At 53.5% G+C, this 24,750-nt stretch carries 24 protein-coding genes; 6 read left to right on the top strand and 18 right to left on the bottom strand.

The annotated features are described in order from the left end of the window. Positions 1–15: 15 nt before the first annotated feature. Positions 16–1,188: a cystathionine beta-lyase gene (locus Q8O77_RS05000; RefSeq protein ID WP_305551748.1), complete on the bottom strand. Its 1,173-nt coding sequence runs from the start codon at positions 1,186–1,188 to the stop codon at positions 16–18. Between the two features lie 212 nt (positions 1,189–1,400). Here Q8O77_RS05000 and Q8O77_RS04995 point away from each other — a divergent pair, with 212 nt between their 5' ends. Continuing rightward, positions 1,401–3,911 (top strand): TonB-dependent siderophore receptor, encoded by a 2,511-nt coding sequence (locus tag Q8O77_RS04995; RefSeq protein ID WP_305551747.1) that lies wholly within the window; start codon positions 1,401–1,403, stop codon positions 3,909–3,911. Between the two features lie 26 nt (positions 3,912–3,937). Here the strand turns inward: Q8O77_RS04995 and Q8O77_RS04990 are convergent, their stop codons facing one another. From Q8O77_RS04990 to Q8O77_RS04945, 10 genes are all read right to left on the bottom strand, one after another. Continuing rightward, a complete protein-coding gene (locus Q8O77_RS04990; RefSeq protein WP_305551746.1) occupies positions 3,938–4,708 on the bottom strand; it encodes an EAL domain-containing protein in 771 nt (256 codons plus the stop codon). Between the two features lie 84 nt (positions 4,709–4,792). Next, complete coding sequence (locus Q8O77_RS04985) at positions 4,793–5,434, bottom strand: class II aldolase/adducin family protein (protein WP_305551745.1); 642 nt, start codon at positions 5,432–5,434, stop codon at positions 4,793–4,795. A 119-nt stretch (positions 5,435–5,553) separates the two neighbouring features. Next, positions 5,554–6,444, bottom strand: coding sequence for an ABC transporter ATP-binding protein (locus Q8O77_RS04980; RefSeq protein ID WP_305551744.1), 891 nt, complete (start codon positions 6,442–6,444; stop codon positions 5,554–5,556). Next, a complete protein-coding gene (locus tag Q8O77_RS04975; RefSeq protein ID WP_305551743.1) occupies positions 6,441–7,295 on the bottom strand; it encodes an ABC transporter permease in 855 nt (284 codons plus the stop codon). Before Q8O77_RS04975 ends, Q8O77_RS04980 begins: the two co-directional genes overlap by 4 nt. After that, entirely contained in the window at positions 7,279–8,319 is a 1,041-nt protein-coding gene (locus Q8O77_RS04970; RefSeq protein ID WP_305551742.1) for a putative urea ABC transporter substrate-binding protein, read from the bottom strand. The genes Q8O77_RS04975 and Q8O77_RS04970 overlap by 17 nt, the downstream gene beginning before the upstream one ends. A gap of 6 nt (positions 8,320–8,325) precedes the next feature. After that, on the bottom strand, positions 8,326–9,573 hold the full coding sequence (locus Q8O77_RS04965) for a toxic anion resistance protein (protein WP_305551741.1): 1,248 nt from the start codon (positions 9,571–9,573) through the stop codon (positions 8,326–8,328). Positions 9,574–9,591: 18 nt separating this feature from the next. Further along, the gene (locus tag Q8O77_RS04960) at positions 9,592–10,377 is read right to left on the bottom strand and encodes a hypothetical protein (RefSeq protein ID WP_305551740.1); all 786 of its coding nucleotides are present in this window, start codon (positions 10,375–10,377) and stop codon (positions 9,592–9,594) included. Between the two features lie 2 nt (positions 10,378–10,379). Next, positions 10,380–11,921, bottom strand: coding sequence for a phosphate ABC transporter substrate-binding/OmpA family protein (locus Q8O77_RS04955; protein WP_305551739.1), 1,542 nt, complete (start codon positions 11,919–11,921; stop codon positions 10,380–10,382). After that, on the bottom strand, positions 11,921–12,679 hold the full coding sequence (locus tag Q8O77_RS04950) for a VWA domain-containing protein (protein WP_305551738.1): 759 nt from the start codon (positions 12,677–12,679) through the stop codon (positions 11,921–11,923). Before Q8O77_RS04950 ends, Q8O77_RS04955 begins: the two co-directional genes overlap by 1 nt. 12 nt (positions 12,680–12,691) lie before the next feature. Continuing rightward, positions 12,692–14,392: an ABC transporter substrate-binding protein gene (locus tag Q8O77_RS04945; protein ID WP_305551737.1), complete on the bottom strand. Its 1,701-nt coding sequence runs from the start codon at positions 14,390–14,392 to the stop codon at positions 12,692–12,694. Between the two features lie 90 nt (positions 14,393–14,482). Between Q8O77_RS04945 and Q8O77_RS04940 the strand changes: the two genes are divergently transcribed. The 5 genes from Q8O77_RS04940 to Q8O77_RS04920 all read left to right on the top strand — a co-directional run bounded on the left by Q8O77_RS04940 (position 14,483) and on the right by Q8O77_RS04920 (position 17,855). Beyond that, positions 14,483–14,746 (top strand): DUF6471 domain-containing protein, encoded by a 264-nt coding sequence (locus tag Q8O77_RS04940; protein ID WP_305551736.1) that lies wholly within the window; start codon positions 14,483–14,485, stop codon positions 14,744–14,746. Positions 14,747–14,881: 135 nt separating this feature from the next. Next, complete coding sequence (gene ubiD, locus Q8O77_RS04935; protein ID WP_305551735.1) at positions 14,882–16,372, top strand: 4-hydroxy-3-polyprenylbenzoate decarboxylase; 1,491 nt, start codon at positions 14,882–14,884, stop codon at positions 16,370–16,372. Then, positions 16,369–16,647 carry a 2Fe-2S iron-sulfur cluster-binding protein gene (locus tag Q8O77_RS04930; protein ID WP_305551734.1) on the top strand — a complete coding sequence of 93 codons (279 nt, stop codon included), beginning with the start codon at positions 16,369–16,371 and terminating at the stop codon, positions 16,645–16,647. Before ubiD ends, Q8O77_RS04930 begins: the two co-directional genes overlap by 4 nt. A gap of 26 nt (positions 16,648–16,673) precedes the next feature. Beyond that, positions 16,674–17,381: an NAD(P)H-flavin reductase gene (gene fre, locus Q8O77_RS04925; RefSeq protein ID WP_305551733.1), complete on the top strand. Its 708-nt coding sequence runs from the start codon at positions 16,674–16,676 to the stop codon at positions 17,379–17,381. A gap of 63 nt (positions 17,382–17,444) precedes the next feature. After that, entirely contained in the window at positions 17,445–17,855 is a 411-nt protein-coding gene (locus Q8O77_RS04920) for a thioesterase family protein (protein ID WP_305551732.1), read from the top strand. Here the strand turns inward: Q8O77_RS04920 and Q8O77_RS04915 are convergent, their stop codons facing one another. The 7 genes from Q8O77_RS04915 to hemC all read right to left on the bottom strand — a co-directional run bounded on the left by Q8O77_RS04915 (position 17,856) and on the right by hemC (position 24,749). Continuing rightward, positions 17,856–18,533, bottom strand: a complete 678-nt coding sequence (locus tag Q8O77_RS04915) for a hypothetical protein (protein WP_305551731.1) — start codon at positions 18,531–18,533, stop codon at positions 17,856–17,858. A gap of 103 nt (positions 18,534–18,636) precedes the next feature. After that, complete coding sequence (locus tag Q8O77_RS04910) at positions 18,637–20,022, bottom strand: Type 1 glutamine amidotransferase-like domain-containing protein (protein ID WP_305551730.1); 1,386 nt, start codon at positions 20,020–20,022, stop codon at positions 18,637–18,639. Between the two features lie 343 nt (positions 20,023–20,365). Next, positions 20,366–20,875: a DNA-deoxyinosine glycosylase gene (locus Q8O77_RS04905; RefSeq protein WP_305551729.1), complete on the bottom strand. Its 510-nt coding sequence runs from the start codon at positions 20,873–20,875 to the stop codon at positions 20,366–20,368. Next, complete coding sequence (locus Q8O77_RS04900; RefSeq protein ID WP_305551728.1) at positions 20,868–21,947, bottom strand: heme biosynthesis HemY N-terminal domain-containing protein; 1,080 nt, start codon at positions 21,945–21,947, stop codon at positions 20,868–20,870. The genes Q8O77_RS04905 and Q8O77_RS04900 overlap by 8 nt, the downstream gene beginning before the upstream one ends. Continuing rightward, positions 21,944–23,062: a uroporphyrinogen-III C-methyltransferase gene (locus tag Q8O77_RS04895; protein ID WP_305551727.1), complete on the bottom strand. Its 1,119-nt coding sequence runs from the start codon at positions 23,060–23,062 to the stop codon at positions 21,944–21,946. The genes Q8O77_RS04900 and Q8O77_RS04895 overlap by 4 nt, the downstream gene beginning before the upstream one ends. Then, on the bottom strand, positions 23,059–23,823 hold the full coding sequence (locus tag Q8O77_RS04890) for a uroporphyrinogen-III synthase (RefSeq protein WP_305551726.1): 765 nt from the start codon (positions 23,821–23,823) through the stop codon (positions 23,059–23,061). Before Q8O77_RS04890 ends, Q8O77_RS04895 begins: the two co-directional genes overlap by 4 nt. Continuing rightward, positions 23,820–24,749 (bottom strand): hydroxymethylbilane synthase, encoded by a 930-nt coding sequence (hemC, locus tag Q8O77_RS04885; protein ID WP_305551725.1) that lies wholly within the window; start codon positions 24,747–24,749, stop codon positions 23,820–23,822. The genes Q8O77_RS04890 and hemC overlap by 4 nt, the downstream gene beginning before the upstream one ends. Position 24,750 lies beyond the last annotated feature (1 nt).

The raw sequence follows: 24,750 nt of genomic DNA, 5'->3' as shown, positions 1-24,750 counted from the left end.
TGAGACCAGTCCGTCTCAGCCCGCCTGCTCAAACCGGCTAAACGCTGCTTCTAAATCTGCCAGTAAATCCTCTACATCTTCCAGGCCGATATGCAGGCGGATTAACGGGCCGCTGTAGGGCCATTTGGTCGCTGTACGCAGGTTTTGTACCTTCATAGTGGCGGTAATTAAGCTCTCATAACCGCCCCAGGAAAAGCCCATTTTAAAATGTGCCATGCCCTCAATAAAGGCCTCCACCTGTTGCTGGCTACCCTGCTTTAACACAAAGGAAAATAAGCCGTTGCTGCCACTGAAATCGCGCTGAAAAATGCTGTGGCCGGGATGTGATGGCAGTGCCGGGTGCAGCACCGTTTCGACCTCCGGCCGCTGCGCCAGCCAGTTGGCTACCTTAAGCGCGCTTTGCTCGTGCTGCTTTAACCGCACCGACAAAGTGCGTAACCCGCGTAGTGCGGTGTAGGCGTCGTCGGCCGAGGCGCAATAGCCCATTAAATAGCTGTGCTCGCGCAATTGTGGCCAGTGTTTTTCATTGGCACTGGCGGTGCCCAGCATCACATCGGAATGGCCGACAATATACTTGGTTGCCGATTGCACCGACACATCCACTCCCAGCTCAAACGGCCGGCACAAAATGGGCGAGGCCCAGGTGTTGTCCAAAATGGTGATAATATTGTGCTGCTGCGCCACAGCGGTAATGGCCGGGATATCCTGCATTTCAAAGGTGAGTGAGCCTGGCGATTCAAGAAAGATCACCCTGGTATTGGGTTTGATTAAGCCAGCGATAGCGGCACCGATTTGCGGATCGTAATAGGTAGTTTCTATCCCCAGCCCGGCCAGTAACTTGTCGCACAGCGCGCGGGTGGGCTCATAGGCGCTGTCTACCATTAACAGGTGATCACCGCTTTGTAAAAATGCCAGCAAGGCACCGCTTACCGCCGCCGCACCGCACGGGTACAGTGCACAGCCGCTGCCGCCTTCCAGCTCACAAATCGCCTCTTGCAGAGCAAAATGCGTGTCGGTGCCACGACGGCCGTAAAACGGCACGCGGTTACCGCGGTTTTGCGTGGCGTGTTTTAATTCGGCAAAGGTATCAAACACTATGGTAGACGCCCGCACCAGCGGCGGGTTTACTACATTGCCGGTATAACTTTTGCGGCGGCCGGCATGAATAAGCCGGGTATCTTTTTTCATTCGCTGCCCTTACTGAGTAAACCATTACGACTTAAGTCGGGTATATAAGACATCTGGATGTCTATACTATAGCCGTATAGTGCCACAATGTTAAACGCTTGTCGTCGGCTGCAGTATCTGTCTGAAGCGTACAATCCCCTGCTGGCCGCAAGCCCCGTTTGACAAAGGGTAGCGCGGCGACCAGGCTTTATGCAACAACAAGGAGAACACAGATGCGCAACTTTAGCCTTACGCCATTAACACTTGCCATAGCCGCCGCTTTGCTCAGCCCCACTTTAGCTGCCCAACAAAGCAATACCGACACCGCCGCTGAAGACGCCAAAATTGAGCAAATTGTGGTTACCGGTACCCGTGTGGCCGGCCGCTCGGTGTCCGATACCGCAGTGCCTATTGATATAGTCGGCGCGACCGCGCTGGAGCGCTCCGGTAATACCGAGCTGAACCAGGCGTTGTCTATTGCGCTGCCGTCTTTTAATTTCCCGCGGCCTGGCCTGGCCGATGGCACCGACACCGTGCGCCCGGCTACTTTGCGCGGTTTAAGCCCGGACCAATCGCTGGTACTGGTAAACTCGAAACGGCGCCATTCTGCGTCCTTAGTTAACGTAAACGGTACCGTAGGCCGCGGAGCCTCGGCGGTAGATTTAAATACCATTCCAATGGCAGCGGTAAATGCGATAGAAGTGCTGCGCGACGGCGCCTCAGCGCAGTATGGCTCTGATGCCATTGCCGGCGTATTGAACGTGCGCTTACGTGAAGCCAGCGAAGGCGGCAACTTTACTACCTCCTACGCTTATCGCGACAGCAATTACAGCACCCCTACTACCCCACCGCCTGCCGGTGCTACCTGGAGTGCGCCCGGCCAGATTGAACGTGCTGTCAGTGACGGCGAAACAGTTAACCTGAGCGGCTGGAAAGGCTTTGCGCTGGGTAACGATGGCTATGTCACGGTATCGGCAGAATATAAAGATGCTGAACGTACCGAGCGCGGTGGCTACGATTACCGCCAGCAATACCCGTTAGTGGATGGCGAATTTGATCCACGCGAGCAAACGATAGAACGCTTTAATGCCTGGTACGGCGAACCGGAAATGCAGCAGTTTACCCTGTTTGTTAACGCTGGTTTAAATGTTGGCCCGGGCAAATTATACAGCTGGCTTAGCTACCAGGACAGGGCAGCAAAATCCGGCGGCTTTTACCGCCGTGCCATAGATGACCGCAACGTGATTGAAGTACACCCGGATGGCTTTTTGCCAATTATTGCCCCGGATGTAACCGACACCAGCTCAGCGGTGGGTTATGAATGGGACAGCGGTGACTGGAGCTTTGATGCGTCAGTGGTGTACGGTTTTAACGAAATGGAATTTACCATTGAAAACACCGTTAACCGCTCAATTGGCCCGGCCAGTAAAACGGAATTTGATGCCGGCGGTTTTAATTATGACCAGATAGTCGGTAACTTTTCTGCCGTGACCTCCTTTGATGTCGCTGCGCTGGCGTCACCGGTGAATATTGCCAGCGGGGTTGAGCTGCGCCGTGAAAGCTACACCATTTTTGCCGGTGAACCGGACTCCTACCGCAATGGCGGCGTGTTATTGGCCAATGGCGGCCCCACCCAGTCCGGCGCTCAGGTTTTCCCGGGCTTTCGCCCCTCTAACCAAACCAACGAAAGCCGCCGCTCTGTTGGCGTGTTTGTTGACCTGGAAGCTAATCTGACCGACAACGTACTGGGCTCTGTCGCCATGCGCGCCGAGGACTACTCCGACTTTGGCAGCAACCTTACCGGTAAACTGGCGCTGCGCTATGATATCAGCGACAGTTTTGCCCTGCGCGGCTCGCTGCAAAATGGCTTTAGGGCGCCGTCTTTGCAGCAGCAATACTTTACCACCACCTCAACTAACTTTGTCGGCGGTGTACCCTTTGATATTACCACCTTCCCGGTGGATGACCCGGTAGCGATAGCCCTGGGGGCTAAACCGCTGGATGCAGAGGAGTCAGTAAACCTGTCACTGGGCGCGGTAATGCGTTTTGGCACTGTGTCTGTGACGCTGGATGGCTATCAGATTAATATTGATGACCGTATTGTGTTGTCAGAAAACCTCGGCACTACCGCCAGCCAGGCCAATGTTGGTGAGTATCTGGCAGAGCAGGGCTTTATCGGTGTTGCCGGCGGCCGTTTCTTTATCAATGGTGTGGATACCGAAACTAAAGGGCTGGATTTAGTGGTGAACTGGTCACTGCCTACCGATACTATCGGCGATTTTGACCTGACTTTTGTGGCTAATTACAACGAGACAGAAGTCACCAGGGTGCCGCAAACTGCCGAGCTGGCCGCACTGGATCCGGCACCAACATTGTTTGGCCGGCTTAATATTCTGGCACTGGAAAAAGGCACGCCGAAAGACAAACTGGGCGCCATTGTAAACTGGAATCTGGACCGCGTAAGCGCAACCTTGCGCGCCACCCGCTATGGTGAAGTATTAACGCCGGATAATGACCCGGCCCGTGACTTTACCTTAGGTGCCAAAACTCTGGTGGATATTGAAGGCCGCGTTGAGGTAACCGATAACTGGCGCTTAGCGCTGGGTATGGACAATATCTTTGACCAGTACCCGGAGGCGTTTCCGGTAGCGTTAAACTCGACCGGCAATACGCCGTTTTCTAACTACTCACCGTATGGCCGCTCCGGCCGGCTGATTTACGCTAAAATCAGCTATAACTTCTGAGCAGCAGGCGCCGTAAGGCGCCTGTTTTAATTCAGATTGCTGATTTGCGAAATATCAACCAGACGCTCTAACTGCGGTTTGGCAAAATAATAACCCTGAAAGTAGCGAATACCCACAGCGCATAAATAATCCAGCTCAGCTTTGCTTTCTATGCCTTCTGCCAACACCCTGGTGCCCTGTAATTCACACTGTGCAATGGTTTTTTCTACGATGCATTGCTTAGCCGCGTTCTGGTCGATATTACGGATCAGCTGCATATCCAACTTTAAGATGTCAGGTTTCAGTTCAATTAACCAATCTAATGTGGCAAAGCCGGAGCCGTAATCGTCAATAGCGGTATAAAAACCGCGTTTGGAATAACTACGGAAAATACGGTTTAAATGGTCTTTATCGGGGATCTGCTCGCCTTCGGTAACCTCAAACACCAGCTTGCGCAAATCAAAACCGTATAAATCTGCTGCCTCAATGGTGGCTTTAATACAGGTTTCCGGGTTGTATACCGCATTGGGTAAAAAGTTAATGCTTAGCAGAGTGTTACACCCCAGCCTGGCCGCTGTTTCAATCGCCTTTACCCTGCAGGCCTGATCAAAATAATATTTATTGCTGTCATTGATATGCTCAAACACCCAGGCCGCACCCTGACCTTCAGGCCCGCGCACCAGGGCTTCATAGGCAATAATGGTTTTGCTGTGCCAGTCAATAATCGGCTGAAACGCCATACGAATTTGAAAGCCCAGCGATTGGCCGCTTAAACAGTCACTACAGGTTTGTTGTTTAATACTGGCAGGAAATTGCATAAATCATCATTGATATCAAGACTCTGGTGTTATGACTGTAGCGGGCAATTTGCCCGGTTGCCAGCACTGTTAAGTAGTTTTGCGTTAGTTTGGCTCAGCTTCACGTTTGAGTGCAGCAGCATAAACGCTGATCAGCCGCTGTGCTGCCTGCTCTGCGCAACTACCAAAGGCCACTACGCCATCCTCGTGCCCGGCCATGGTAAAAATGCCTTGTTGCAGTACCTTAGTATCACGAAACAGCCGCGCCACCTCATTCGCCATCGCCACTGTGCCGTACGGCACTTCTGCGCGGGTTTGCGCCAACCCCAAAGCACCGGCCTGCTGCCAGATCTGCGGGCAATGCGCATGAATAACAAAGTTTAAGTCAGCACTTAACTGATACAGCTGGCCATGGGTCATCGCTTCCGATGAGGGCTTGGTTTCCCCCACAGCCACAATGCGGTTTTGCTCTGGCTGGCAGTGGGTAACCAGCGCATAATCGGCCGCTGTCATCTGAGTGATGCCACCGGTTTGCGTGCCGCTGATAATAAACTGGTTTTGCGCGCCAAAACGTTGGCTGATATTGCCAAAGCCATAGTTGTCGTAGCGTGATGGCGTTTGGCCCAGCATGCCCAGCTGCAGCATAATAGTGCGCCAGCTGTTAATCTGCGCCACATCAGCTGCCTTTAGCGCAGCTTGTTGGCTAAAATCCAGCTGAAATTTTATCACCCCTTCCTGTTCTGTCATCGTATTACCCGGGTAGATTACATAACAGTAAGTATAAGCTGCGGCGGCGCTGTACCCCAGCCGCATAGCAGGCCGCACAGCGATTTTACCTGCCGTGCGACTTGCTGTGCTACCTGAGCTTAAAGTTGGCTTTCTTGCCGGGTCAGCGTTTGAAACGAGTGCGGATGTTTTAAGTTAAAATCGCGGACATGACAGCGGTTATTCGGGCTAAAACCATTGGCGCGGACTTGCTCTACAAAGGCTTTAAACTGCACGCTGGCTTTTTCGGTGGTGGGCAAGGCTTCGCGCGCCAGCCGGTAATCGCCGACAATTTTTGCGCCACGGCTGACTAAAGGCGCGTCGCCGCGATCATCAGTGTAATACTGCGACAGCACCAGCAGGCGGGTACCGATATAACAGGCTTCATCCAGGTCATGAGTAACAAAGAAAATGGTCAGTTTATGTTCTTCATGCAGCTCCATCAGATAGATCTGCATTTGCTCACGGGTATCCGGGTCAAGCGCGCCGAAGGGTTCATCCATCAGCAATACCGGCGGCTTGCTCATCAATGCCTGGGCAATAGCCACCCGCTGTTGCATGCCACCGGACAATTCGTGCGGAAACTTATGCATGGCATCCACTAAGCGTAAGCGCTCCAGCATACTCACCGCCAGGGCTTCGTCGGCCTCATCGCGCCGCCACGGCAAATACCAGGCTTGTTTGCTTAACCGCGTACCGGCCATTACGTTGTCAAACACCGTCATATGCGGAAATAACGAGTACTTCTGGTACACAATACCGCGGTGCGGATCCGGATGCCGTGCCGGTGCGCCATCAATAATAATGTTGCCGGCATCGGCAAATTCCTGCCCCAATAACAAGCGTAACAAGGTACTTTTGCCACAGCCACTGGGGCCAACCAGGGTACATAACTCACCGGCAGCTACTTTTAAATCGATATTATCCAGTACCAGTTTATCACCGTACGACTTATAGACATCTTCGATACTAAGTTTAATTTGTTGATTCACTTGCTGTTTACTCCGGCATACCAGGGATACAAGCGCCGCGACAACATCCGCAATGCCCAATCCAGCAAAAAGCCAAGCAGGGTGATCCAGGCAACATAGGGAATAATAATATCCATCGCCAGATAACGCCTAACCAGGAAAATGCGATAACCCAGGCCATCCGTAGAAGCAATGGCCTCTGCCGCAATTAAAAATAGCCAGGCTGCGCCAAGGCTGAGCCGGAAGGTATCTAACGCCCGCGGCATCACCTGGGGTAACGCTATGCGATACAGATACGCCAGTTGTGTGCCGCCTAAGGTCAGCGTTTTAACCAACTGTTCGCGCGGAATAGCTTTGGTGGCAATAAACACATCGCGCGTCATCAGCGGAAAGGTGCCGATAAAAATCAGTGCCACCTTACCCACCTCATCCACGCCCAGCGTAATAAACAGCATTGGCAACAACGCCAGCGGCGGGATCATCGAGATAAAGGTGATAAAGGGACTGGCCGCCGCCTCTAAGCCGCGAAAGGCGCCCATATTCAGCCCGAGCCACAGCGCACAGATAAACGCCAGGCCAGCACCCAGCGCCAGCCGGGTTAAGCTGGACAAGGTATCAGCCCAAAACACATACTGGCCATTACGCGGACTGGGCTCCAACACCAAAGGCTGCATGGCCTCGACCATCTGGCTGAAACCAGGCAGCAGTTTATCGTCCGGGTTGTCGAGCTGCCGCGCATGTGATGCATAAGCGTATAACGCAATAATCAGTAAAAACGGTAGCAGGCCCAGCAGCAGCTTGTGCCAGCTGCCTGGTGCGGCATGCACACCAAACAACCGGGCGGGCTTTACCGGCTTATAATTTGCCGTCACGCGCCATCTCCATATAACCGGCGTCAAAGCGCAGCTTGACGTTGTTACTGTTACCTAACACCTTACCGTTGGCGAAACTGATACCAACATGGTCAACTGTTTTTGCACCAACACCGAACAGGCCTTTGGCAAAACTGAACTGCCTTACGCTGTCCATGGTGTCGACCAGCTTGGTGTTGGTTGCTACCGCCACCGCATCGGCCGGCTGATAGAACATTTGCGTGGTTTGCAGCTGGGCATTGAATTCAGCAACGGTAGAGCCGGCAGAGCGGGCCATGGCACTGATCGCGTCTTTTTGTGCTTTGCCGCCACCATTCATCATGGCCATTGTCTCGTACCAGGCACCGGTTAAGGCTTTTTTAAAGCGCTCATCAGCGGCGGTTTTCACCAGGGTTAAATCAAGGATTTCCGCCGGAATTTTGGCCGAATCAAACAGTAAATTGGCATTTTTCACCTGTCTGACTTGCTGCAGCGGTGGATTCCAGGTAACAACGGCAACGTCTTTTTGTGCCACAAAGGCAGAGGCAATATCGGCATCTGAGGTGTTCACCACGCGGATATCGCGCTCACTCATACCATGCATTTCTAACGCCCGCGCCAGCAAATAGTGTGACACCGACAATTCCACCAGCAACACGTCTTTGCCTTTTAAATCGGCAATAGATTTGGCGTTGCGCATCACAATACCGTCGTTACCGGCCGAGTAGTCGCCAATGATCAGTGCCGTGGAATCAATACCGCCGGCGGCCGGAATAGTTAACGCATCCATATTGGTCATGGTGCAGGCATCAAACTGGCCGGCGGTGTACAGGTTAATGGACTCGACATAGTCATTTACCAGCGTCAGCTCAATCTCGATACCGTATTTATCGGCCCACTTTTTCAGGATGCCGGACTCTTCCGCATAAGCCCACGGCTCCCAGCCGGTATAATGCGACCAGGCCATTTTAAATTTGTCAGCGGCCAAAGCGCTGCAACTGGCCAGTAAGGCCGCGCCAAGTACTGCGGTACGAAATAATGTCATCAGGTGTTACTCCTTGCTGTTCAATGTGTGGTCCGATTTTTGGTCCAATTCAAATAATTGATCAATCTGACTGCCTAAACCCAACTTTGCTTGCGAATCACGGCCTTTCAGCAATGACTCAATACGCTGTGCATTGGCCTCGTTGGCATGCTCCATCTCAGTAATATTTTGCTGCATCTGTGGCAGGGCGGCGCGGCGAAACTGTTGAATATCATCCAGGGCGGCAGCAATATCGGCAAAGGCGGTACGCAGTACGGCGATATCCAGTTGCGTTGCGGCCGCTTGCTTATGAATAGCCACGCCCTGAGTGCGCAATTTGCTGGCGGTACCGGCAATTAATTTATTGGTGGTTTCATTGACAGCAGTGACTTTGGCCAGCGTAATGCGCTGATTCTCCAGCGCCAACGCCAGGGTGACGGCAGTTTGCAATGCTGTTACTGTAACATTCAGTGCCCGCTGCACACCGCGGATTAACTCTTTGTTGTTACGGATAATTACTTCAACGGTCAACACGGCTTGCTGCGCTACCGCTTGCTGTTGCTGCAAATCCATAATGCGTTGGCGCAGCGGGAACAGCAGCTCCTGCTCGATAAAGGCGTAACGCGGATCATCTTTTAGCAGCTCGTTAAGCCTGGCGCTGAGTTTTAAATCAATTTGCTGGCCCAACACCACGGCTTGTGCCAGCTTTTTTGTCAGCTGTTGCAGAAACTTCTGGTCGTCGGCCAGGGTAATATTATCGCGCTTCAGTTGCTCGGCGCCCTTATCCAGCGCAGTAATAATGTTGTCAATCACACCACTGGCTGACTGAAACCTGGCAAAATAACGCCGCAGTGCTGTGCCCACACCCGGGATCAGCGCCAGCAGACGTCGCAACCCCGACGTGGAAAAGTCGTACTGGTTCGGGTCCAGATCTTCTACTGTGTCACGCAGGTCCAGTAGTGATTTGGCCACCGGGCCGCCATCTTCACTGTTGCGTGCCAGCGTGGCTATCGGCTGCTTTAAAATTTCAGACCGGCGCGACGCTTCCTGCTGCAGCTTCAGGCCCATGGTTTCTACCGATTGCACCGCCTGCTGTTTTGCCGTCTCATTGTCGACATCAACGGCAAACAATTGTGCTACTACTTCATCGGCGGCGCGGATAATATCGGCCGGTACCGACTGCGGCGCCGACGTATCGGTCTCCATCTTCAGCATGTCAGCTGACACGGCTTGCAGCGCGTCATGCTGATGTTCACTTACACCTGTTGTGCTCATATCAGTCTCCATTAATCCTTATTGGCTGGCATACTCTGCCAGGCGCAGCCCCTGCCGGTGTAACTCGGCAATGGCCGACTCTGTATCGGAATCGGCCATGCCGCGCTCTACTTTGGTTCTGGCTAAACGTTGTGTTACATCATCCAGCTGGGTTAACGCTTTTTCGTTCAACAGCAACAGTTCGCTGATCTGCGCACTGGTGGTACTAAAACCGTCTAACCGGCTTTGCAGTACGGCCCGCTCCGGCGCATCAGCAGCCAGATCAGCCAGACGCTGCTGCAATCTGGCAACATTAACGGCACCCAGCGCCTTTTGCGCAATCATGGCGTTACGAATATTGTCCAGCCCGCTTAAATACACCTGCTCTGCCACGCCTAAGTAGCGGGCATAGGTCAGCTCGGTTACCGCAAATCTGTCACTGAGCACTGCAACAAAGGTACTGAATTTTAAGTTGAAAGTGTCTACCTGTTCGGCCGCTAACGGTAAATCCAGGCCGGCCAACTCCTGCTTGATACCGGTAATTACCTGCTGCCGGCGTTGTTCCATCCGCCGCGTGGCCTGCATTAAAATATGCTTAGCGTGCTCATCGCGGCGCCAGCCAAACTCGGTGGCAAAGGCCGTTACCGCCGTGACGGCGCCCAAACCGACAGCACCCAATGCCAGGCCGCCAAAGCCAAACAACGCGCCGGTTACCGCGCCTAAACCACTTAACACCGCCGGATACAGCACAAAAGGGCTGACGGCGGCTTTTTGCGCGACGGCGCGCCTGATTTGCGCGGGTTGAAATAAATCTTTCTCTGCCATGCTTACAGCTGCTCGGTCAGGAAAATCAGTTCAACCCGCGGCAGGCGATAAAAATAGCTGCGCTCAGTTTCGCCGGGTTGGCGCACCAACGGCTGCTCACCGCCGACGCCGAGCGTACGCATACGGTTGCCGGCAAAATTATGCGTTAGCTCTAAGTAGCGGGCGACAGCATCGGCGCGGTCCTGCGATAACTGGCGGTTGGCCGCCGGGTCACCGCGCACGCCGGAATGGCCGCGGATATCAATATAGAAATGCGGATAATGCGACAAGGTGGCGGCAATATCATCCAGCCGCGTTTTGTCATCCAACGACAGCACATCACTGCCGGAGGAAAAGTTAATCGCCCGCAGTTTTAACGTACCGACTTCGCGCATATTCTGCCACTGCGCGTTCGTTAAGGCCGCATAGCTCTGCTGTGCCTGTGGCAGCGTATCAACCGCACCGGTAAAGCCGCTGCTGCTTTGTTGATACAACTGATGCACAAAGCTGCTGTTCAACAGCCGGTACGGATCGGCGTCCGGCAACGGGTTGCGGGTAAGATCACCGTAGTCTGTCAGCACCGAGATCACCGATTCAATGCTGCTGATCGCCGCCTCTTTCGACGGCACCTTAGCGTCGTGCGCCATCCAGGTTAAGGCATTGTCAGTTAATGAAGCCCAGGCCACGCCTTTTACCATGTTTGCTACGTCTGCCGCGGCTAAGCCGGTGTGCAACACCAACTCCTGTTGTAACAGTTGCGGCTCATCCCGATAGCGTTTTAATACGCGAAAATACTGCTGTAAAAACACGCTAACCAGCTCAGGCTTTTTTGCCACCAGCTCGCGCTGCGCCACCAACACATCGACCACCATGCGTTCGGTTTGCTCAGTGCCTATCAGGCGGTGAAACTGCGGGTCTTGCAGCGCGCGGCTGACATCCGGCTCCCATAATACGGCGGCATCAACTTTGCCCTGCTGTAATGCCTGTAACGCTTGGGCTGAACCTTCTGTTGCCACCAGCCATGGTTGTGACCTGGCCAGCGGCGGCAGATCAAAATGCACCGCCAGCGACTTAGCCAGAAACTCACTGGGTGATGATGGCGTTAACGCCACTTTAATGTTGCCGCTTTTTAAATCATCCAGTGAGGCAAAACGCGCTTTGCGCGCAATAATGGCATCGCCGCCTTTAGACTCGTCAATAACACTGACTATCACGCCGGGGTAGCGCACGGCAGCGCCGGCGACCACATAGCTGTCTACCGTTGCCACGGCAAAATCGATGTCGCCTTGTTGTAATTGCTTCATCCTGGCCGGATAGTCGGCGCCGTCATCAACGCATTCCAGCGCATAACCCAGCTCGCGCAAGCGCTTTTTCAGCTCGGCCGAACACAAGGGGTAATAGCCAACCCAGGAGTCTACCGCGATGCGGATGCGGTCTTTGGCTCCGGACGCATCCGAGCTGGCTTTAAAGGCATTTTCCAGATGTTGTTCTTTAAACAGGTAGTAACCACCTATTGCAATGGCACCGAGTAAAAACAACACCATGGCCGGCCGGGCGTGGTTCATTAGTGTTCCGTTCCGTTGTAGTCAAGCAAAGTGTAGTCATCCGCTTCAGCCAGCACCTGAGCTAAACCGGCGTCCAGCTCTTCCGGGTTGCCGGCAGCGGCATAATAGGTTTGTCCGGGAATGTTTAAGCTGTGGCCTTCACCAATGCAAAAACCAATGGTGTGAATTTGCACCGGCGACTCGCGCAGGATTTGCCTGACAACCGACTCCGGATCTTCATTACTGCCGGCTTCACCATCGGTAACAATAACTAAATGGTATTCACCGTAACCCAGTTGCTTTTGCGCTTGCTCTGTCAGGGCTTTATAGCCAGCCTCAGCGGCTGAGCGCAGCGGCGTGCCGCCATTGGCCAGCACCCGCTTCACCGACTGCAACAGCTGGCTTCTGTTTTGTCCCAGCGCCACGCGCTCCTGAGCGCCGTAGTGGTCAAACACATACAGACCGACGTTAGCCGTTGGCGGAATGCTGCTGATAAATTTACTTACCGCCGACTTTGCCACCACAATTTTTTCCTGCGATGAGGCACAGTTACGCTCTGACATAGAGCCGGAACCATCAAACACCAGATAATAGTTTTGTGCCAACACGTTGCCGGCCAGCGCCTGGCCCTGGCTCGCTGCCGGCCAGTCGTAACGGGTGGCATCTAAGGCGTAACTTTGCTGCTGCGGCGCTTCTGTGCTGGAGCGTTGCTGCGGCGGCAGCGGATCCTGACCACAACCGGCAAGACATAAAGCAGATAGTAATAATGCTGTTCTCATTTTCATCCTGCTCTACAGTGGCTTAAACACGTCAGCTTCGGCTTCCACCTGAATGATGCGGAACACCACCCGCATATTGGAGCGCCATTCCTGCTCGTTTTTCGGCGCGCAGGGATCATCGCCGCAAATGCCGGTTTTCGGCAGCGCAATACCATGACCCACAGTGACAAACTGGCTGGCGTCGAGTGCTAAGCCACGGCTATCGGCATAAGCAATAATTTCACTGCGTACACTTTGTGCACGGCTGAAACTCAGGTTTTTAGCCGATTGCTTCACCCGTCCCAATACCAGGGCATTTTCATCCGCCTTTTTCTGCCGTAAATAGCCCATAGGATCGGTATGGCCCTCTACCGTAATCAGCGCTCCACCATAGGTAGACGCCAGATTAAGTACTTTATCAAAGGCTTCTTTATACAACTCTGCGCTAAAGGCATTTTGGTTGGGAGCAAAATACACTTCAAACGAATACAATTCACCGTCGGCCAGCGAGCCTTGTTGCTGCTTGCGTGACACCACGGCAGCGGCGGCATTCTCATCAAACCGCACGGACTCAACGGTTTTCACCGCACCAATACCGCTACGCAGCAGCTCATAGTTCCAACTCTTGGCCGTTAACGGCGCAGCACCGCTGGCCATCTGTAAAGCTTTTACCCCTGCCAGTGATTCTTCGGCAATCACGGCAAAACGGCGCAAGTCAGTGCTGCTGGAGAAAAACGCTTTATTGCCGTTAAATAGCGCCAGCGCCGCATCCTGATACAAGCCTTCAGCATCTGCCGTTGCTGTTTCGGCGTCCAGCAGCAAGCGGGCTGATGCCCGCAGCAAGCTGTTGTAATCCTGTTTTTGTTGATTGCGCTGTGTAACCAGCGTAGCAACCTGCTCCTGAGCTTTTAATAAGCTGCTGACAAAGGCCTGCACTTTGTCGGGCTGTTGTTGCAGGTAATCACTGCGCACCGCATACACATCAACGATGACCTTGCTGGCGGTTTTGGTCGACAACAAAATGCGCGCACCTTTTACCGAGTCTTCTGAGCCGGTGCCGACTGCACCGTTCGAGGTTAATGCCAGTGCATCCGGGGTAATAACAAAGGCCGCGTCGATGTCTTTGGTACGCAGCGCAGCAGCCGGCGAGTTATCGCTACCGGTTAAATCGGCCACCCAGCGCAGATTGACATCTTTTACCGACATGCCGGCATCTTGCAAAATACGCGTCAGGTAATCGACATGCGGGCCGTAAGCCTGCAGCACTATGGTCTTGCCTTTCAGATCTGCCACGGTACGGATATTGTCTTTCACCACCAGGGCGTCGCCGCCGGCAGAATCTGACAATTTAAAAATAACTACCGGCTTGGTTCGGCTGTCTTTATTTAACACATCTGCAGCCATATTCAGCATGCCCATAGTACCGCGCAGGTACGGGGTTTGGCCGCTGAGGTAGTTCGACAGTTGCACGGCAAAAACATCTTCACGCGCCAGATTAAAATCCAACCCTGCGCCGGCAAATAAAGATTGCTGGGTGGTTTTCTGACTATTGCCGTTGGCGTAAATGGTCGCCATATCAGCACCCCAGCTGATAATGGGTAACTGCTGCTGACCGGGCTTAACGGTTGCTACCGGCGTTTTTACCACTTCCTGTAAAGGTTTAGGTTGAATATAATCTACCGCTAACACCGGTGCACAGCACAGCGTTATTAACATTACGCTTAACAATCTCATGGGCAGAACTCTCCATAGTAAACCTATACCTTGCTATGCAGATGTGTACCATGTATTTTAAATGTGGTCAATGTTATTCAGGTGTGCATCATGAGCAACAAATTACCGCCATGGAACTGTGTCGCGTCACGTCTGGTAAAAGCTGAGTTACAAAAACGTGGCATTAAGTACGCCGAGCTCAGTAGCATGCTGGCGGAGATGGGTATACAACAAAGTCCCGCTAACCTGCGTTCAAAATTAAGCAAAGGCGTATTTTCTGCCAGCTTACTGCTGCAGATATTCCATGTTATTGCAGCTGACATTAACCCCAGTGAATTGGGCGTTATTCTGCGTGGCTGCGATAAATGTAATTAAGCGCCCCATTTTCCTGCTGACTTAACTGCGTATTGGCAAAACTGGTCAGCGCGCAACAGAGCTGTATAATGGCGTCATTCTGATCGAAGTGGCATTAATGCCGTAGTTATGCCCTTTTGCTGTTAACAGGCCACCATGAAATATAAAGACCTACGCGATTTTATTGCCCAGCTGGAGCAGCGCGGCGAGCTGCTCCGGGTAACTGCTGAAGTAGACCCGGTGCTGGAAATTACCGAAATTGCCGACCGCACCCTGCGCGCGGCCGGCCCGGCGTTGTTGTTTGAAAACGTTAAAGGCCACCGCATGCCGGTACTGGCCAACCTGTTTGGCACCCCGCAGCGGGTTGCCCTGGGTATGGGCCAGGAAGACGTATCGGCGCTGCGCGAAGTAGGCAAGTTACTGGCATTTTTAAAAGAGCCCGAGCCACCAAAAGGCTTAAAAGACGCCTTCAGTAAATTGCCGCTGTTTAAGCAAGTGCTGAATATGTCACCGAAGCAGGTGAAAAAAGCGCCCTGTCAGGACGTTGTGCTCAGCGGCGATGATGTCGATTTAACTCAGCTACCCATTATGACCTGCTGGCCCGGTGACGCCGCGCCGCTGATCACCTGGGGTTTAACCGTTACCAAAGGCCCGCATAAAGAGCGGCAGAATTTAGGCATCTACCGCCAGCAACTGCTGGGCAAAAACAAACTGATTATGCGCTGGTTGTCGCACCGCGGTGGCGCACTGGATTTTCTTGAGTTCCAAAAAGCCAACCCCGGGCAAAACTACCCGGTGTCGGTAGCCTTAGGTGCCGACCCGGCCACCATTTTAGGTGCGGTAACGCCAGTGCCGGATACGCTGTCAGAATACGGTTTTGCCGGCTTGCTGCGTGGCGATAATACTGAAGTGGTAAAATGTATCAGTAATGATTTACAGGTACCGGCCAGTGCCGAAATTGTGCTGGAAGGTTATATTGCGCCCGGTGAAATGGCGCCGGAAGGCCCGTATGGCGACCATACCGGTTACTACAACGAGGTAGATAACTTCCCGGTGTTTACTGTTACGCATATGACGATGCGCAAAGATCCGATTTACCACAGCACCTACACCGGCCGGCCACCGGATGAACCGGCAATACTGGGTGTGGCGCTGAACGAAGTCTTTGTGCCGATACTGCAAAAGCAATTTCCGGAAATTACCGACTTTTATCTGCCGCCGGAAGGTTGCTCCTACCGCTTAGCGGTAGTAACGATGAAAAAACAGTACCCAGGCCACGCCAAGCGGGTGATGATGGGTGTTTGGTCATTCTTGCGCCAGTTTATGTACACCAAGTTTGTTATTGTCTGCGATGACGATATTAACGCCCGCGACTGGCAAGACGTCATTTGGGCCATTACCACGCGGATGGACCCGGCGCGCGACACCACCTTAATTGAAAACACGCCGATAGATTACCTTGATTTTGCCTCGCCGGTATCCGGCCTTGGCTCAAAAATGGGTATGGACGCCACCAACAAATGGCCTGGCGAAACCACGCGCGAATGGGGCGAACCTATCGTGATGGACGAGGCGGTTAAGCGGCGTGTTGATAACATCTGGGATAGCCTCGGCATCCCACTGCCGGCTAAGGACACCAAACTGTGAGCTATTTGGTGACTATAGCCCCGGCACAACTGAGCTTTGCCGTGCAGGAAGGTGAAACCATCCTGGAGGCAGCGCTGCGCAGCGGTATTGATTTCCCCAACCGCTGCCGCCAGGGCGTTTGCACCAGCTGTGTTTGCAAGCTAAAAAGTGGCGAGGTGCGCTATAACGTACCGCAGCCACTGACCGAACTGGACAAACAACAGCAGTTTACCTACTGTTGTTTAGCCTACCCCAATACTGATCTGGTATTACACCACCCTTTTATCCGTGGCTAAGCCGTAAGGCCATTGCTGAGAGCATTATGACAACTATTGCCTGTAACGTAGATTTAATTGAAGCCCTTACCCCCACCGTAAACCGCGTGGTGTTAACCCCGACACAGCCCTGCAGTTTCGTCAGTGGCCAGTATTTACAGCTGTGTTTAAGCGACAGCGACAAACGGCCGTTCTCGATTGCCAGCACACCGGCGCAGTCGCAGTTGGAGTTGCATATCGGTGGCAGCGTGGCAGACCAGTACGCCAGCCAGGCGTTAGCGCACTTAATGCAGCAACATCAGCTACAGCAACCGGTACAAGCTGAAATAGGCCTGGGTAATGCGCAATTTCGCGCCGACAGCCAGCGGCCGCTGATTTTGCTCGCCGGCGGCACCGGTTTCTCTTATATCTACAGCATTGCGCAAACCATTGCGGCTGCCAAACTGGACCGGCCGGTATTTATGTACTGGGGCGTGCGTGAGCACAGTTCGCTGTATCACAACAGCGTAATGCAGCAGTGGGCGGCACAAAACAGCAAGTACCGCTTTATTCCGGTAGTACAGCAGCCGGATGACAGCTGGCAGGGCAGAACCGGCATGGTACATCATGCCGTGCTGGAGGATTTTGTCTCGCTGGAGGCTTACGATATTTATGTCGCCGGCCCCTTTGCCATGGCCGGCGTAGTGCGCGATGCTTTTATTGAACAAGGTGCACATCGCGAGCATATGTTCGCCGATGCGTTTGCTTATATCTAAACTGGTTTGGCCACTTTTTCTATGCCACAATCGGTGCACCTGAATTAAGCACAGAGCCCGGATATGACACATAAAACCTTAATTAAAGTACGCGGTTATCATTTAGATATTTATCAGCATGTGAACAACGCCCGTTACCTGGAGTTTCTCGAAGAAGCGCGCTGGGGTTATCTGGAAGACAGCGGCGATATTGACTGGTTTGCTAAACATAATCTGGCGTGGGTGATTGTGAATATCAATATTAATTATCGTGTTGCCGCCACCATGGGCGATCAGTTGGAAGTGTTTACCCGCTTTAGCAAAGTAGGCGGCAAAAGTGCTGTGGTAACCCAGGAAGTGCGTATTGCCGGCAAAGATGCCATAGCGGCCGATGCTCAGGTAACCTTTGTTTGCCTGGATCAGAAAACCGGCAAAGCCGTGGCGATTGACGGCGAGCTGAAAGCGCGTTTAGAGCAGCATATTGCTGAGGCCTGATTAGCGCTTACTGTGTTTTTCCAGCGCCTGCTTCAGCAGGTCGCTGCTGTTATCTTCATCGCCACAGGGCACTGTTTTTAACGCCATTAAAGCATCGAAGCCGTCCTTAGCGGGATCAGCAATACGGCAACCCTCTTTGGTGCGTATAATTTGCCGGCCATCGGCCAAATTTGCCATTACTTGCTGCGCCGGATCCTTGCTTAGCTGCTGATGGCGCTTTTCTACCGTGATTTTCGTTTGTTGTTGTGCCTGTAGAAACTGCTGATAACTTGCTGCCGCTGCTTGATCCATAGCAGCAGGAGTTGTGGTTGCTGCCCGTTCCAGGCTGCGCCGCGCAAGGCCGGGTTGCGGCACAGGCGGAGTATCCGCTGGAGCTTGCTCAACCTTTTTGCTATCAGCAGCGTGCAGTGACCTTGAAGATGGTTTTGCAGTGACGGGTTCTGCGTTTGGGGTCACAGGCTCCGACCCTGTTTCAGCTTGCGGCTGTGCTTGCTGTGTACTTACAGGCGGCTGATATAAATAAGAGACTACCGGTTCAACGTCCGGCGGTTTAACTGCCGGCGTAAACCGCAGTTGCAGCAAAGCTGCCAGCAGTACCGCATGCAGCAACAGCGCCGGCACTGCCGCGCGGCCATAGGTTTGCAGCAAGCGCTTTAACGTAGTAGTAACACCAGACAAAGAATGGCTGTCCCTGCATCTGCTGTGGTTGAGTCAGCATCAGACCAGCGGGACAGCAATAAATTCCGCTAGCGCAGTAACTTAGCTGCGATAGCGTTTAAGCTCAGTACGGGTTGGTCGGGCTGTAAAAGCTGCCGCTGCGGCCATCTATGCTTAGCCGTGTTGGGCTTACTGCCGTGCTGTTATTCAACAGGTTATAACTTTGGCCCGGCAACAGCTTATAACGCAGCAGGTTATTGATAATCACCGGCTGGCCACAGCTGGTTTGCTGGTACTGCGTTTGGCTGTCGGCGCGCAAGACATAGACTTCATGGCTGCCATCTACTACAGCGTTGCCGTTGGCGCTGACAAACAACGAGGTCGCTTCAGATACTGCCACTACGCGACCACTGCTGCCAAGCTTAGCCTGAAACACTGCCGAGCGGCCCATGCGGTCGCGCTGTTTAAAGTGAGTATCGGTAATAATGCCGTCTAACAGCGGCAATGTGAGAAAGTTGCTGCTGATATTCACTGTCTGATGGCAAAAATCGGTTACCGCTTCTGAGCTAATCGCACCCGGCACACCATCCGGATCGTAAATAAATTCACCCAACACATGGTTGCCCGCCGAGGTACCGCCCACGGCGCCGCCTTTGTTATACACATGCATTAACGCATCCTGCACCTTAGTGCCCTGCCACTGGTTCAGATAATCTGACTGATCACCACCGGCGATAAAGACAAACTCGGCACTGCGGATGGCCCAATCGACATAATCGCTGTTGGCCTTGGTGCGGGTGTTGACGATCAACGTCTCTACCGAGGCCGCGTTTGTCAGGCCTTGCAGGTAATCGTTATAGGCAGCCGTGCCGGAGGTGCGCAGCACTACTATATTGCCACCCTGGATATGCGGCGCAATGCGGTTAGCAAAAGCGGCATCAACATCAGCACCACCGCCCATCAGTAACAGCGCCGGTGAGGTTAAGCTGACGCAAACATCGCTGCTAGCACCCAGTAAGGTTGCCGATAAGCCACCCGGCTTAGAAGGCCTGGCGCCATAGCTGCAATTTCCAGGTTCCGGCTCTGGTTCAGTGCCGCCGCCAGCGCCGGCAAAGTTTACCGTCAGCTGATAGTTGCCGGTACCACTGTAACGGGTCACCTTAATAAAGTGCGGCCCGGCCGGTGAGGCAACATAGGTACCGGTTTCCGGATTAGCACTGCTTTGGCCGGAGGCGATGTAGCTGCCGCTGGCACGGTATAAAAACCAGTCAAAGTCCGCGTTATTGCCATGACTCAGGTTAATGCTGATGTCGCCGCTCGCGCTGGTGTCAAACGCATACCAGTCCTGATCAGTGCGGTTGCCAATGGCTGCCTGTACCGTTATGCCGCTACACAGCGGGCCATCGGCCGCGCTTTCGTTATTGTTATTTTCGCTTTCTTGTTGCAAACAGGCCTGCGCATTGCCACATAGCAATAGCGCAACTACGCCTAACAGACTTAGTGCTTTCATTTTTAACTTCCTGCTTATTGTGTTGTTTTAGGAAATGGCCTAACGGCCGCAGTATTTCGCGCAGCAAAATGCCGTGCGAAAAATTCTGGTATTAGCTGAAGGGGAAATTGCTACTCGTCAAACCACTCTGACAGGTGGTAATCCGTTGAACAGTCGTGCAGGTTAGCGGGCCGGGCGACCCACTGCTGATAGCTTACAGCGCTGCATAACATTATTGGCATAACACAGCCGGATGACAGTTCAATTACTAATCAATATTGTTTGCTGCGCCGGATCTGTCAAGCCAATAACCGGCTTTATGTAAAAAAAGCCGACACGTACCGAAATTGATAAAACACAGCAGCTAGCGCAAATAAGCGCTAAGTTGGCGCCATTGCTGCAGTTTTTCGCTAAAGCTCAGGGATGCATGCGCCGGGCTGGTGGAAGGTAAGCTAAGCAGTTGCACCTGTGGCGGCACTATCTGCAATGGCAACACATGACGTTTAAAACTCTGCTGGGCTTTAGCGCCGTTAAAAGCAATGGCGGCTAACTGTGGCTGGGCGGCAAAAAAGCCGGCAAAGTCGTTTACCTGCTCATCGCGAATAGCACTGTCTAAACTGCCGGCACGGCGGCAGCTGCCAATCACATCCCACAAGGCGACGCCGGCGCTGGTCAACGCCTGCACTTTTGCGTCGTAGGGTAAGGTAGCGGAAAAGCCGGCCAGTTCAGCCATAACCGGCCAGAACAAATTACGCGGATGGGCATAATATTGCTGTTGTGTCAGCGAAACGGCACCAGGCATACTGCCAAGTACCAGGATGCGGGCGCCCGGCTGGCTTAAGGGCGCCAGCCCGGTCAACACATGGTCAGCCAAGCTTTGGCTCGTATTGCCGCGCTTTTTGCAGTGCCAGCTCCGCCTGCTCCGGCTCACCTTCCTGCTCAGCGAGGTAGGCCAGCAATGCATAAACATAACCATTGCTATTATGATCGCGCAGCCAGCTTTGTGCTTGTTTACGCAATTTTAATACCGATTTGCCCAGCGGGATCTGGCGTAAAAAGGCCAGTGTCAGCGGTAATTCTTCTAACTGCAGGTTGCTTAACAGCAGCTTTTCTGCCGCTTCACTCTGGCCATTTTGTGCCTGCGCCCAAGCCAGGCCGATATTGGCCGCGGTAGATTTACGCTCTTTTGCCGGCAGGTTTTGCCAATAGGCAGCGGCTTCATCAAAGCGTTGCTGCTGGCTGAGCTGGCTAACTGCGGCCGGGTAAATATTAAAGCGTTGCCGGCGCCATTTATCTTTGTCAAACCACTGCTGTTTCAGCGCAGCCGGCACCATTTGCAATAACTGCTGCCATTGCCCGGCTTGCTGCAAGGCGTATAAATACAGCTGCCCCAAGCCTTTATCTTCAGTGTCGGCGTTAACCTGCTCAGCTAACAATACACAAGCCTGTGCCGCCTGGCCTTGTTGCAACAGTAAGTCGGCCTGCACAAAGCAGCTGCTGTTGTCTGCTGCCGGTAAAGCCGCGACATGGCGGTTGGCTTGGTCAGTATTGCCGGCATAAAACGCAGCATAAGCCGCCAACAGGTGTTTTTCGTTGTGCATAAAATCGTCGGCAGCGGCTTTAGCTAAATGCGCACTGGCCAGCTGCCATTGCTGCTTGGCATAGGCCTGTAACCCCAGCTCAAAGGCTTGCTGCGCTTTACGTTGGCGGCGCCAGCGCAGAAAATTAAACGACACATGCTGTAAACGCAGTAATTTTCGCAGCAGCACACTAACCAACCACAATGCCACGGCGGACAACACCAGTATGACTACCAAGCCCAATGCGGTGAATTCAAACACGCGGCCGGCCAGAATAATTTTGATATACCCCGGGTTATTCACCAACGAGGGCCCCAGCAGCATGGCCGTGGCCAGCACCAGGATTAACAGCAGCCAACGGATCATAGGCTGCTCTCCGTCAGCTGTTGCTGATACTGTTGCAACTGCGGTAATGCGGTTAACGGCGTGGGCGTAGCTACTGCTACCTCAACCGCGGCCAAAGCGGCCAGATCTGAGCTGAGCTGTAAAACGCCGGCATCATCGCTGTTAAAATAGCGCTGCAGCTGATCAGCCGCTTGTTGCAATGCCGCCGCATACACCTGCGGCTGATGCTGCATAGCGGCCAATTCGGCCAACAGCAATTGCTGATTCAGGCTAACCCGCAACATCAGCTGTTGCTCTGTGGTTAAACTAAAATAATCTTCCGGCACGGCGCTGCGCACCCGCACTAACTTGCTCCAGCTTTGCTGCCAATAATAACTTAAGGTGTCACGCCAGTTACTCAGCTCTGTGCCGGGAGCCGGCTCAAGCTGTTCAGGCTGCTCCTGCTGTTTCAGTGGCAACAGCATGCTGTGCTTGCGCATTTGTTGCAGTTGAATATGCACAGCCGTTAAATCGGGCTGGTGTAACCGGCTTAACTGCTCCAGATCTGTGGCCAGGGCCTGACGCACCGGCAGTAAGGACGGGTCGTCCAACTTAAGCAGCTTTTCATCGGCGCTGGCCAGTAAGGCGCGGGCGGTGGAAAAATCCTGCTCCAGCCAAACTTTTTGTGCCGCCAGCTGCAGTAAATACTCAATCTCGGCCAGCAGCCAATGCCGTGGCGGCGCGCTGTCGCGTTCCTGCACCAGTTGACGCAATGCCTGAATTTGCGCCTGATTTTGCGCGGCTAATTGCTGCTGTTGTTGTTGCAGGTTTTGCTCTAACTGCGTCAATCGCTGCTGTTGTTCTGCCAGCAACTGCTGTTGTAACTGTTTGCTGCTGTCCAGTTGTTGCGTACTTTGCTCAGTTAAACGCTGCTGATTTTGCTGCAGGGTGTCGGTTTGCTGCTGCAGGCTTTGCCATTGCGGCCACAGCCAATAGCCGCCGGCACCAATAGCGCAGCCCAGTGCCAGCACCAGTAACAAACTTAAACCACCGCTAAAGCTGCCGCCCTTACGCGGCGCCGGCTCGGCATCAATTTTTTGTTTTAACTGCTGCAACGGCGCGTCCATTTCGGTAGCGCGCTCTAAGCTGTCACTCATTGATATTTCCTCTTAAGCTGGCTGATCGCAGCCAGTAATGCGCTGTCGTTGGCATTGTCGGCAAGGGTAATGTGCTCTGCCGCTATACCCAGCGCTACAGCACTATCCTGCATGCGCGGGCTAACCAAAATCCAATCGCATTGTTGCAGCCAATGGTGATGGGCACTACTTACCAGGCTGAACAATTGCTGTAAAATTTCATTGCTGGTGGCCACAATACAACGAATACCGGCCAGCTGCCACTGCTGACACAGCAAGGCGCCGTCCAGCGGCAGTGGCAAGCGTTTGTAACTTTGTACATAGCGCACTACTGCACCGCGCGCCACCAAGCTTTGTTTAATCAGTTCGCGCCCCGCATTGCCGCGCACCACCACGACCTGTTTACCGGCTACCTGCTGCAGCTGTGGCAATTGCAGCAAGCCTTCGCTGCGCTGATCAATCGGTACTGTTACCTCCCGCGCCAGCCAGCGTTGCAACGCCAGGGCTGTGGTTTGCCCCACGGCAAACAGCGGCGCCTGTAATACCGCGGCATCGCACTGGCTTTGCAAGCTGTTTACCGCACTGACGCTGACAAAAATCAGTATATCGGCCTGTTGTAACAGCTGTTGATCCTGGGCTTTTAAACTGACTTGTGCTGTGGTGATCAGCGGCTGATACAAATAAGCTATGCCGCTTTCATCCAGCGTAGCCAGCAGGTTATCGGCCTTACCGGCCGGCCGGGTAATTAAAAACGGGATGCTGTCCGGCGCAAACTCTGTCATGGTGCAGCCTGATATACCGCCTGCAAAATACGACCCGCGCCCTGCGCCAGCAAGTGCTCTGCCAGCGCAGTACCTAACTGTTCTGCTTCGGCAACCGGGCCACGCAATTCATGGCGGATAATTTCACTGCCATCCACCGCACCAACCAAACCACGCAGCCACAGGCTGTCACCGCTGATTTCGGCATAAGCGCCAATCGGTACCTGGCAGCCGCCCTGCAATTTACGGTTCATCGCCCGCTCGGCCAGCACACAGCTGCGGGTGGGTGCATGCTCCAGTGGCGACAGCAGTTGCTGCACGGCAATATCATCGCTGCGACATTCAATACCCACCGCGCCCTGGCCATTGGCCGGCAGGCTGGTTTCTACCGGCATTAAACTGGCGATGCGCTGCGCAAAGCCCAGCCGGATCAGGCCAGCGGCGGCCAGAATAATGGCAGCAAACTCGCCGTTATCCAGTTTGGCCAGCCGGGTATTAACATTACCGCGCAGGTCGCGCACGGTTAGATCCGGCCTTAAGGCTTTTAACTGGCACTGGCGGCGCAGGCTGGAGGTGCCGACTACCGCGCCTTGTGGCAGCTGATCTAAGCTTTTAAATTGATTGGAAACAAAGGCATCCTGCGGGTTTTCCCGCGGGCAAATGGTATGCAGCATTAAGCCGGGCGGAAATTCCACCGGCACATCTTTCATGCTGTGCACAGCAATATCGGCGCGGCCATCCAGCATGGCTTGCTCCAGTTCTTTAACGAACAAGCCTTTGCCGCCGATTTTTGCCAGCGGGGTATCAAGAATTTTATCGCCCTGGGTCGACATCGGTACCAGCTCGACGCTTAGCTGCGGATGATGGCGCAACAACTCAGCTTTAACATACTCGGCCTGCCACAGTGCCAGCGCACTTTTACGCGTTGCAATACGGATTAGGTTCATC

Source organism: Rheinheimera sp. (assembly GCF_030690345.1).
GTDB lineage: Bacteria > Pseudomonadota > Gammaproteobacteria > Enterobacterales > Alteromonadaceae > Alishewanella.
This window is presented reverse-complemented; position numbering and strand designations above follow the sequence as displayed.